We start from the raw sequence: 12,252 nt of genomic DNA, 5'->3' as shown, positions 1-12,252 counted from the left end.
AATTATTCATCAAAAATTTTTATATCACTCAGCAAAAGCAGCTTCTCTTTACTAGTCTCCATAAACGTTGCATATCCCGCTTTTTTCTGCAAAATTTCCCATTTTTTAGATGTTGATAGTTCCCTGTTTACTCGACGAATATCAAGTTTGCCTGAATTCATATATTTCTTCATTTTAATCAATTCTGCTGTTATTGAATCAATCCAGTATGTTTGAAAAAATTTTGAAGTACTCGTTTCTTTTAAAGAATTCAAAACCTTGTAGATTGACTCTTTACCTATATTTAAATCGTCTTTAGCTCCTTTTAAATATGTTCTTGGACGCCAAGCAACATCTCCATAAGCATCATTTAGCGATAATACTCCATCTTCATAATAAAGTTTAAAACTATACATTAATTGCATATTATAATCAGGTGTTTTGGGATTTAATTGATTATTGAATTCTATTAAAATAGGTAATTTCCCTATATTTCCATATAATATATCAAATGGGCCTAATCCCTTTATTATATTATTATCCAACTCTAAATCACCTAAAATACCAGAAATAGCTAATAAATCCAAAGCTACATATGATAATTGTGTAGAAAAAGAAACGCTTATATATTCTAACTTAGAATATATATTTAATTTTTTTGCATACACTGCAAATCTCTGCATATTTGATAAATTTGAATATAGATTTGCAGTCAAGTAAATAAGGTTTTTCTCTCTTGCTAGCTTATAACATTTATATAAATGTTCTTGATAAACAGGTTGCTCTTGAATTACGTTTATTCCTTTATTTAGTAAATCTATGCACAATTCTGTTCCATCCCCACCTGTTCCCTCACTTCTAACAATAACGCAAGCTAAATCTATATCTGATGGCAATTCTTCAACATTAAAATACAGTGGTACCTTATATTTCTTTGAAAGTGTCTTTGACCTTTCACTGCCTCTTCCGATAATACCAACAATTTGAAAATCTGATTCGGCTCTCTTTAATGCTTTTAAATAAAATTCCCCAAAATTCGTGCCACAAACTATGGCTTTCAATCTTTTTTTCATTTTATATTTCTCCTTCAAAGATATTATTCAATTTCAAATTTGTTCCTTTCATCAATTTGTAATAAAATGTTGTATCCATTTCCATCATCTTATCAAGTAAACTATTTAATAAAGGAAACTCACTCATATCTTTGATTTCAGTTTTATTACCATGTTCTAGAGCTAAAATAGAAACAGCTGCTACTGTTAGAGCCGTTAATCTAGTTGGTGAAATGCTTTTTAAAATCATATTAGCATCTATAGTATTTTTATTTTTTATTCCTGTTGCCTCTAAGATAAATCCTCCAAATTCTTTTTTTTCAATATTATCCAAATTGGATAAATCCACTAATTTTTGTGCCATTACATTTATATTTTCAATGTTATCAGAACGGATATTCTTTAAAAAATTGCAAACATATCCGTTCTTTATGCACATATAAAATATGGCATTTTCCACACCTATTTGCCTACAAACTTTAAGAGTTCTTTTATCAATATACGGAAATGGCACCCATCTTTCGCTGCTTATTGGCAATGTTATTGTTTTATTTCCTGCCAAATAGGGTTCTATCTTTCCTGAATTTAAGATTGATCTTGCATAAAAACCATCTTCACTTAAATATCTCAAGTATTCTTTGGCTGCATTATAAGTAAATTCTCCATTAGAGGCGTAATACATTTGAAAACTAAGGGTTTTATCAAAAACTCTAGAAATAATAACTGGCAATGCTTCTATTAATCCTGGCGATGAACCAACTCCATGATATATTGTTCCTCCTTCAAAAACAGATTTCTCATAGAAATTATAATAACTTAAGTCAATGAGAATACATTTGTTTTTATTAACTGTATCTATTAAATTAAATATTGATGAATCTGAATACCCTGAACAGTTTATAATACAGTCACATCCATCAACAAACTCAATACAAGTATTTATATCATCCAAATCTATAAATGCAAAAGTATTCTTACTCTTATAAACTTTTTCTTTTCTTCTATATCCCAACTTTATATCTTTGATTCCATAATCATTCAAAATTTTAGTACATTCTGAACCAATATCTCCAGTAGCTCCAATTATTCCTATCATATTTCACCTTCTACTACCTCCATACCTAACTGTTTTGAATTTATCAAATTTAACATTTTTTCAAATTCAGGATTTGAAAAAATTTCATTTAATGTGAGTTTGCATTTTAATCTTCTTTCTATCTCAACTAGAAGCTTTGTTGCAGATAAGCTATTTCCTCCAAGCTTAAAATAATTAGAATTTCTATCTACATCATCTATATCCAAATTTTGCATCCATATTATTTTTAAGATTTCTTCTAAATTTTCATTATAATTTTTTAATTGTTCTTTTATTGTTGCTTTATCAGAGACATCCACATCAAAAGAGTCCAATGACAGCAAAACAATCTTATTATCGAAATCTAACCCAATTTCATTTTCTAAGTTATTTATCAACTCAATATGATCTGTATAGTTTTCTGATTCGAGATAATAAGCAATATTATTTTCTATCAAAAACATAGTATTTTTAAAAAAATATTTTTTGGCTATTTTCTTAATGTAATCAACTTTATAAAAAAACTGCGTACGTTTTTCAGTTTCTACATCAAGATTTTTTTCTTGAAAAAATATGGCTGTAAGTACAGATATTGGATCCATTTTACCAAAATCAATTACATGAATTTTTCCGTTTCTTTTTAACATTAGTTTTGAGGTTTTGAAAAAAGATTCAACGTCTTCAATTTGATGTAAAAAATTAACAGAAATAATGTGATCAAATCTACTTAAGTAATTATCTTTCAAAAATTTCTTATCATTGCAATCATTTAATAAAATTACATTGTTTAAATCTTTAATTCTGCTGACTAAGTTATCTTTTATTATGCAATCTACATCATTAACAATGCCTATTGTTAACCTTTTAATATCTTTACTTTCATTATTGATGTTTTTAATTAATTTATCTAATAAGCCCTCAGTAAACTCACTTCTAATGCCTAGTTTTGCTGGGGATATTTCATTATCTAAAAGCAAAAGCTCTTTTTTATTATTATTCTCAAGTATATCTACAAATAAATTCTTTTTTAGTTGTAGTTTTCTATATAAAGAATCCTCTGCGATTTTTACTTCATTCATCTCATCTGCTTTAAAATCTTTCACATATTTCAACCAGTATTTAATTATATTTTCATTCTTGTTGTCTATTTTTATTTTTTTAACATTAATTTCAGTTAATAAATCTAATAAAAATTTTTGGACAAAATACTTTCTCTTTTTTACTTCATTGTCTGTATTAATATTATCAATATAATTTATCTTAAATTCCGATTTATCTTCCTCTAATTCTGGTTCAACCAGGAGCGTTTTAACATTTTCTTGTGAGATTATTGTTTTATATTTACCACTATAAATTCTTTTTTGATACTCAATATTAAACTTTTTTCTTTTCATATTATTCCCTCCATAGTTGATTTATCAAAAATTAGAGCATATTTCATTTGAAACATCAATATACTTACCTACCATCCAAATAATATCCTCTTCATATAATAACTCATCTATATAATCAAAAGTAATCACAATACTATCATCAATCATTCTTATATGATGATCTAGATAAACTTGAGGTGTTTGACTTAATGAACATATTTCATGAAATCCATTTTTACAATTGCTATAACTCTCTCCAATCATGCAAGTAACTACTATTGGAAACAATTTATTTATTCCATTCTCTTGCCTAGCTTTATTTATAACATTAATCCCATCAAAACATCTATATTCTAATAACTTAAATATTTGTTTTTGGGTTTTTTTGATGGACTCTAATATAGATTTATATTCATCTTTATAGCTAATTAATCCTATATTTGTAAATTCTCCCAACAATTCATCTGCATTTTTAACTACTGGTAATTTCCCAAATAATGTTGTTGTTATTGTTAATTCGTCAGTCTCAATTAAGTCAGACAATACTTTCATATAAATAGTGATTAATATAGCAGACAACGTTACACCTCTTAGTTTTGAATAATGTATTAAATTGTCAGTTTGTTCTTTACTAAAACGATATTCTTTTCTTTTAAAATTGTATTCTTCTAAGTCATTAATCGGCATTTTTGTTCTTAAATTCGGTGCTTTTGGTAGTGTTTTTATCATTTTATTCCAATATTTTTCAGCCTCATCTAAAAGTCTCTTATTAAATGCAAGTTCCTTATATATTCTTAAATTCATTACATAATCTTTATAAGATACATCGGAAAAACTTATTTTTTCTCCTTCGTATAACGCAAAAAGCTTATATATCATATTACCTGCACTCCACGCATCTAATATAGAACAATCAAAACTTATGTGGAGTACATCATTTTTATTCTCGCCATTAATTTTCTTTCCAACTACAAATTTAAACATAGGCCATGTTTCGATATTATACTTCATATGCGATAAAATCTTTCGCATTTTATACCTATCCTCTTTAGAATTATATTGATATTTAAAAACTTTATATTCAGGAACTTTTTCCAGAATAATCCCTCTACCATCCGATAATAAAATCAATCTTAAAATATCATTTTTTCTAATCATCAAATTAATGTTTTTTTCAAGATTAGCAATATTTAAATTTTGCTTTTCAAATTCAATATAATAATGAGCATTAACTTTATTTAAAAATTCCCCATCTACTTGTCCAGCCATATATGCCAACTGAAGTGAACTCAATTCCAAAGTGTTTTCTTGTGCTTTTGATAAATATCTGAGTAAATCCTCTTTGTTAACTTTAATTTCGTTGATTACCTCTTCATTGTATAATTCTTTTTTGATTCTATATTTTAATTTTTTATCTTCCACAAACAAAAACATTCCCTGTTTTCTCAGCTCATTTACATAATCAAATAATTCTAAGTCTGTACTATCATTTTTTAGTTTCATTTTTTCATCCCTAAATTTTTTAAAGCTTGTAAATGGTTAAGATGTTCTTCACCAAATTTAACATTTTTAGGAAACCCTATTTCTTTCATTATTTCTCCCCATTTTTTCGAAACTATTATTTCCTTTTGCGTTCTTGTAATATTATTTTTTCTTTGTTTAACATTTTCAATAAATTTTTCAATTTCTTTCCTTATGGCATTCGGAAAAACATCATAAAGTATAGTTTCATATGTCAAGTTACTGTAATTTGCCAAGCTAAATTTTATTGGCTTATTTAAATAATTAACATCAATTTGTTTTGAATCTAACACAATATTATCAGATATATTCATTCTATCCCTCCATATTACAGATCCAAAGGTATCTTCAAGATCTAATCTTCCACTTTTATAAAAAAAAGTAATTTTATGAAGAAGATGCATATGGTTATTCCCATCCACATCAGAAACCTCATTATGAATTTGTAAGTTTACATCCAATTGCCCATTTGACAAAACAACACGATTAAAAGGGTATCTTTTCTCTGTTAACGTTGGAATTATATTAAAACTTCTAAGAAGAGGTAATGCTTCGTTCAGAATACCTATCAAAGAATAAAGAAGTTGCGAAGATGTCATGATATCTACATGTTCAAGAACATCTTCTTTATTTAAATATTTTGCAGCTTCAATAAATTTTTCAATAGTTTCCAATGAATTATATAAATTCCCTACTATATAACATGAGTTGAATTCATGAGCCAACTTTAAGCAGTTCTCTATCTCCCTATAATGAATTGGATGTTCCTGTATCACATGAATTCCTTTTTTTAAGAGACTCTCTGACAATTCAGTTCCCTTACCTCCCAATACAGAAGATTTAATTATAACAAATGCAATATCTATATTTCCTGGAATAGAATCTACATCAACATATAGTGGAACATTATGTTCTTCTGCACACCTCTTAGAACGACTACTTCCAAAAGCTAATATACCTACCAATTCAATATTATTTATTTTTTTTATCGCATTTATATATGATTGACCAAAAGTTGTTCCACAAACTATCGCTTTCATCATAATGTTCCTCTCTCCAAATACATCATTTCAAAAAATCCATCAACTTTATTACCAAATTTTCAATATATGGAGTTTCCATAAATTCCCCTAATTCTAAATGAAAACCATATCGTTCCATTAATGTATTAGATAGTTGTATCATATTTAAAGAATTCCCTCCTAGTTTAAAGAAGTTATCTTCTTTTTTTATTTCTTCAATTTTTAAAATTTCTTTCCAAATTTCTGATATAGAATAAAGTAGCTCAGTGTTCAATTTATCTTCTGTTTTCTTGTTTGATTTATGAATATCTTCATCAGGTTCATTATTTTGATAAACTGATAAGTCTTCTCTAATACATACATTATTTTCAGTATCTTTATTTTCCTTATAATTAATTTTAGTGGAAAACGCATTGGTATTATTTATTATAGTATCCAATAAGTTTCCATAAGACTCAAACATCCTATCTAGCAACTGTGCCGTAAATATTTCATCAATGGAATCCCAAATTATTTTTAATTTGCCGTCCATTTCCATAACTTGATGATCAAGCCAAACTTGTGGTGTTTGAGAAATACTATATACAAGTTCTCCTAGCCAAGCATCTTTCCTGCCTTCAGACAAACCTAATCCACTTGTAAATACTATAGGCATTAAAGAATATCTATTGTTAGAGTGTTTATTTCTTAATTCTCTTCCAAATTCTACAGCACTATATGAATTGTGTTTTGTATCTTCTAATAATTGTTTTTGCAACATTTTGGATTTTTCTAGCAATGAATCGCTAGTACAATTTTTTACTTCAAGAAATGTTAGGTTAGTAAAATCTCCTATGATTTTATTTATATCCGGATGAATTTGTTCCTTGTTAAACTGTGTAATATTTAATACAAATTCATCATTTAATGAATATTTCCTAATTATTTCAGAAAATAATGTTATTAATAAAATTGTCAATGTTATGTTATTTTCTCTTGCGATTCCTTTTAATTTATTCAATCCATAAGAATCAATAATTTTTTCTCTTCTATTAAAAGTTTGTTCTTCTATATCACTTTCTAACTTTGCTATTTCAAATTTAGGGGCTTCCAAAAATCCATTCAATCTATCCAGCCAATATTTTTTATCAACTTGATATTTAGATGTGTTTTTTACTTTTCTAATTTCTAAAACATAATCTCTAAATGAAACATCTGGTAATTCCTTATAAAAATTTTCATCATTATATCTTAATTTCAATTCATCTAGAATATAGAACATACTCCAACCGTCTAAAATAATATTATCTAAACTAATATGGAGTCTGGATTTAATTTCATCTAAAATGCTAAGTTTGAAATTAAATATAGGCCATTTATCTATCTTTAATATTTCGTGAGACATAATATCTCTAGTCAGTTTTAAAGCTTCCTCTTGTTCAACCTTATTAAGACATGATAAGTTATTAATATCTAACATAAATGGTGGAACTTTTCCCAATATCTGTTGTGTTCCATTGTTTAAAATTATCGCCCTTAACATAGAATGATACTTAATCATATCATTTATTACCTTTTGAAGTTTATTAGGCTCAATATTCAAACAATCTAATTCGAAGTAACAATGTGTTGCTACTGAACCTAAAGAATACATTTTGTTTCTTCCTATCCAATATGCAAATTGCACATCCGTTAATGGAAATGGCTCATTTATGTTTTTAAAATCATGTACAATTCTTTTATATGGTAAATGTCTATCTTTTTCGATTTTCTTAATAAACTCTGAAAAATCTCTTAAAATAGGATATTTAAAGATATCGCCAATTGATACTTCTACGCATAATTCTTTTTGAATTTTTGAAACAACCTTTGTTGCTGTAAGAGAATCTCCCCCTAATTGAAAATAATTAGAAGTAAACGATACATTTTCATTATTTAAAATTTCTTTGTATATATCAATTATTTTTTTTGTAATTTCATCATACTTTTCTATTTCATTTGTATTATTAATCCTTTTTCTGACATGGATAAAATTATGGTCATCATTTCTTTCTATCAATTTTCTTAATGCTTTTCTGTCAATTTTCCCATTTTTATTTAATGGCATTTCTTCTACAATTATAAACTCAAGTGGAATCATGTATTCAGGAAGCTTGTTCTTTAAAAATTTAATTAATTCATCTTGTTCAACATCTATTTTGTTATTTTTAAGAACATATATCATACTTCCCATTTTGTTAATTTCAGTCTCATTAGATAAATACTCAATTTTATATTTACAATTTTCACTTGCATTTTTAATGTTTTTAATATTTGGAATAATTTTTCCATTTCGCTCTAACAAATCAAAATCAATAAAACCACGTTCTAGTACAGATGCACTAATTTCTGGTAATAATAATTCATCATTTATTTCAGTTCCAATCACAACGCCCATAGGAGATAATATGGTTTTTATATTACGCAACATATCTGAAATATTATGAGAACGATGTAGCGAATTATATAATATGACAATATCAAATTTTTCCGTTTTAAAATTTTCCAAATACTTACTTGAAGAATTTATTTTTATAAACTCGAAACAAGTATATTTATTTTTTATGCCTTCAAACTCATTTGAAAAATATAGCGAAGTGTCGGTATAAACATATTTTTCGATTTTATCTTCAAAGTTTGTAATTATCTCTTCTGTTAATTCGCTATTTCTTCCACCTATTTCTAAAATCTTAAGCTTTTTATTTTTGCCATCAAATACCATCTTTATAATTTCAATAAGTTCATTTATATTTTCTTTATAATTTTTCAGTTTTTTCAAAAGTCTGGAAGGACTAAGTTTAGATTCAGAAGCATAAAACACATCAACAGCTTGTTTCTTACCCTGTATAATATCTACCACATTATTTTTGAAATTATCTAGGTTGACTGTTGTGTCTAATGCTATATCTATTTTTTTAAATAAATAAATACCATCTTCTAAACTTATCATACTATGCTCTTGCAATAATAATAGCCATCTTTTTACGAGCAATTCGTATCCTATATCTATTTCTCCAAATTTCATTATTTCATCAAAAGAATACCTTTTTCCTTGACTAATACCCAAATCCATGAAAATAGAAAATATCAAACCTAAAACCATATTATTTTCACTATTTAGATACTCATCATAATCAATGTATTCAGATTTCAGTTTATTTATTTTTTCATTACTACTTAATCTAGTTAATGCATGATCCTTACTCTCATTACTTTCAATAAATGCGACCAATTGATTATTAGTGCCTATCTTAATAACATCAACAACAGCTTTATTAATTTTAGGATTTCCAATTAAAGCATCTTCAATTTCTCCAAGTTCTATTCGATGCCCTTTAACTTTTACCTGATTATCAAGCCTTCCTAAAAATTCAATAGTTCCATCATTCCATGTTCTTCCAGCATCTCCAGTTCTATACCATTTAACTCCATCCGATTCTACAAATTTCTTTTCTGTTAATTCCTTATCTCCCCTATATCCCTTTGCAACACCAACCCCACCAATTAACAATTCTCCTTTAACATAGTTAGGACATATTCTTCCTAAACCATCAACTACTCTATAGACTTGATTCTTTAACGCTTTTCCATACGGAATAGAAATCCAATTTTCAGGTATTTCTTTTGGAATATTGATATAGTTTGACCATATGGATGCCTCCGTTGCTCCTCCCATTCCAACTACAAGAGAATTTTTGCTTCTGTTATAAAATCTTTTAGGTAATGTTGTTGCAATCCAGTCTCCAGAAAGAAAAACTAATCTCAATGGAATAGAAACATCTTTACCCTCTGCCATAGTTACTAGCATATCAAAAAGAATTGGCACCGAATTCCACATTGTTACTTCATATTTTTCAATAAGTTTTAACCAAAGTTCCGGATCTTTGAAATTATTATCATCTAAAGTAATGATGGTTCCTCCAGCCGATAATATTCCAAAAATATCATAAACTGATAAATCAAAATCAATTGCTGATACCATTATTACGCTATCATTGGCATTTACTTCATATCTTTCATTTAAGTCATTGATTGTATTAACAGCACTATTGTGTGCAATTTCCACACCTTTAGGAATTCCCGTCGTTCCTGATGTCATAATTACATAGGCTGTATCAAACGGACTAATATTGACAGGTTTTTCAATTATACTTTGAATAGTTGATTGATCTATATCAACAAATGTGATATCTGTATCATCTAAATTAAAATCCCTTATTGTATTTTTATTGGATAAGACATGTTTTATTCCTATCTGTTCATATATTTTCCTTCTTCTTTCGTTGGGTTGATTAATACCGATAGGAACATATGCTGCGCCGGCAAATAAAATTCCTAAAATACCAACTATTTGACTATATCCCCTTGGCAATGTTATTCCCACGTAGTCATTCTTTTTTACTCCAAAAGAAATTAAATTTGTTGCAATAATTAACGCCTTTTTGTATAAATCTCCATAAGTTAATTCAATACCGGATTGTGCATCCACAATAGCAACTTTTTCCGGGTTTACTTTAATCCTATCAAGAAATTCTGTATAGAGAGTTTGTTTAGGGTAACTCATAGGCAAAATATTTTTTAATTCTTTTTCTCTATCTTCAATCTGATTCAACGGAAGAATTTCAGGCAATCTATACCAATTTTCATTATCACTTAATGATTGTAATAAAGTGTATAAAGAGTCGAACATATCATCAATCATTCCATCTGGATATAATTCATCAACCACATCCCAGCATAATACAATCTCATCATCTACTAAATAAGTTTGAAAATCGAGCCAAACTTGTGGAGTTTGTGATACCATATAGTTTATTTTCCCGAATATTTTTCTTGTTTCCTGAGTCTCTAAAGGATAATCTATATTACAAGCAAACACCACAGGTGCAATATTGATAGTTTTTCCAACTTCTTTATAAACATCTCTTTGTACCTGCACTCCAGAGTATGAGCTGTGAGAGGCATTTTCTAAAAATGTGCCAGATATAGTTTTCACTCTATCTAAAAATTTTTCATTCTTTCTTTCACACTCAACTAATAGAAGATTAGTAAAATCTGCAACCATTCTTTTAACACTATTATCATTTACATCTCTATTGAATAATGGCACATTGATCACAAATTTTTCTTGATTTGTCCATCTTTCAATAATCATTGAATATGCTGATAACAGAACCATTGATGGGGTAACTTTATTTTTATATGCATTTTCTTTAATCTTAATCCAGTTTTCTTTGCTAATAATTTTCTTTCTTCTTGAAAAAACCACTTTTTCAATCATTTCCGGTTTTTTGTTAATGGGTAAGTTAGGTGCCTCTAAAGGAAAACTGGATTCAATTTTTTTCTTCCAGAATTCCTTATCTTTTTTGTATATTTCGTCATCTATTTTTCGTTCCTCCAGATAATTTTTAAAAGTATAATTGCTATCTATTGAAACTTTATCTTCTCCGCAGTACAGCTCTACAAGTCTACTCATTATAATGCCTATGCTCATTATATCTGCAACTAGAATATCAATATCTAAAAATATTCTATGTTTTTTATCCTTTAGTAACGCAATGCTAAGGCTAGCTACTTCTCCAACTTCTATATCAAATTTTCTATGAGACATTTCTTTTCTCATTTCCAATAGTTTTATGTCTGCATCTTCTTCAGATAGTGAAGTATAATTAAAAATTTTAACTTCTTTTGAGTATGGTTCTTCCATAATTTGCTGAGTACCATTACGGTTAAATTTTGCTCTAAGCATTGGATTTTCCATTTGTAAACAGTTCCAAGCAGCAGTTAATTTATCTGTTACAATCTCTTGTCCATCAATTTCTAAGTATGCGTGACACCCAACACCACCTAGAACCTGATCTTCTTCTCTCCCTACAAAATAAGCATACTGTACATCCGTTAAAGGGAACTCTTCCGAAATATTCTTTTCTCTTGATTCAGTCTTTTTATCAATATTTTTAATATTTGCTTTTTCAATAAGTCTAATCCAATCTTCAAGTGTAGGATTTTCCATTAGTTTTGCAAACGATAATTTTATCCCTAATTTTTTAAGCTCTGAAACTATTTGCATGATTTGGATAGAGCCTAAACCCTTTTCAATCAAATTGTCTTTTCCTGAAGGTTTAAATCCATCTAAGTTTGCTTGTAACATTTCATCAAGAAGTCGTACTGCCTGCTGTTTAGTTTGATATGTTTCCATATTGTAGCCTCCT

The 12,252-nt window shown here is 27.7% G+C and carries 6 protein-coding genes; all 6 read right to left on the bottom strand.

The window, feature by feature from the left end; genetic code table 11:
* Positions 1–2: 2 nt before the first annotated feature.
* The 6 genes from GKG01_RS00105 to GKG01_RS00080 are packed head-to-tail and all read right to left on the bottom strand — an operon-like array spanning position 3 to position 12,239.
* The gene (locus GKG01_RS00105) at positions 3–1,052 is read right to left on the bottom strand and encodes a Gfo/Idh/MocA family oxidoreductase (RefSeq protein WP_154254022.1); all 1,050 of its coding nucleotides are present in this window, start codon (positions 1,050–1,052) and stop codon (positions 3–5) included.
* 1 nt (position 1,053) lies between these two features.
* Complete coding sequence (locus GKG01_RS00100; protein WP_004838460.1) at positions 1,054–2,127, bottom strand: NAD-dependent epimerase/dehydratase family protein; 1,074 nt, start codon at positions 2,125–2,127, stop codon at positions 1,054–1,056.
* Positions 2,124–3,500 (bottom strand): phosphopantetheine-binding protein, encoded by a 1,377-nt coding sequence (locus GKG01_RS00095; protein WP_154254023.1) that lies wholly within the window; start codon positions 3,498–3,500, stop codon positions 2,124–2,126. Before GKG01_RS00095 ends, GKG01_RS00100 begins: the two co-directional genes overlap by 4 nt.
* A 24-nt stretch (positions 3,501–3,524) precedes the next feature.
* The gene (locus GKG01_RS00090) at positions 3,525–4,982 is read right to left on the bottom strand and encodes a condensation domain-containing protein (protein ID WP_108830669.1); all 1,458 of its coding nucleotides are present in this window, start codon (positions 4,980–4,982) and stop codon (positions 3,525–3,527) included.
* Positions 4,979–6,043, bottom strand: coding sequence for a Gfo/Idh/MocA family oxidoreductase (locus GKG01_RS00085; protein ID WP_094210132.1), 1,065 nt, complete (start codon positions 6,041–6,043; stop codon positions 4,979–4,981). Before GKG01_RS00085 ends, GKG01_RS00090 begins: the two co-directional genes overlap by 4 nt.
* Positions 6,044–6,065: 22 nt before the next feature.
* Positions 6,066–12,239 (bottom strand): non-ribosomal peptide synthetase, encoded by a 6,174-nt coding sequence (locus GKG01_RS00080; RefSeq protein WP_154254024.1) that lies wholly within the window; start codon positions 12,237–12,239, stop codon positions 6,066–6,068.
* Positions 12,240–12,252 lie beyond the last annotated feature (13 nt).

The sequence above is a fragment of the Finegoldia sp. BIOML-A4 genome (assembly GCF_009679635.1).
Lineage (GTDB): Bacteria > Bacillota > Clostridia > Tissierellales > Peptoniphilaceae > Finegoldia > Finegoldia magna.
The sequence above is the reverse complement of the archived record's forward strand: the minus strand, read 5'-3'. Positions and strand labels throughout refer to the sequence as shown.

Bases quoted from the DNA above. Each gene is read 5' to 3' on its own strand.
- GKG01_RS00105 (WP_154254022.1), bottom strand. From the start codon at position 1,052: ATGAAAAAAAGATTGAAAGCCATAGTTTGTGGCACGAATTTTGGGGAA.
- GKG01_RS00100 (WP_004838460.1), bottom strand. From the start codon at position 2,127: ATGATAGGAATAATTGGAGCTACTGGAGATATTGGTTCAGAATGTACT.
- GKG01_RS00095 (WP_154254023.1), bottom strand. From the start codon at position 3,500: ATGAAAAGAAAAAAGTTTAATATTGAGTATCAAAAAAGAATTTATAGT.
- GKG01_RS00090 (WP_108830669.1), bottom strand. From the start codon at position 4,982: ATGAAACTAAAAAATGATAGTACAGACTTAGAATTATTTGATTATGTA.
- GKG01_RS00085 (WP_094210132.1), bottom strand. From the start codon at position 6,043: ATGATGAAAGCGATAGTTTGTGGAACAACTTTTGGTCAATCATATATA.
- GKG01_RS00080 (WP_154254024.1), bottom strand. From the start codon at position 12,239: ATGGAAACATATCAAACTAAACAGCAGGCAGTACGACTTCTTGATGAA.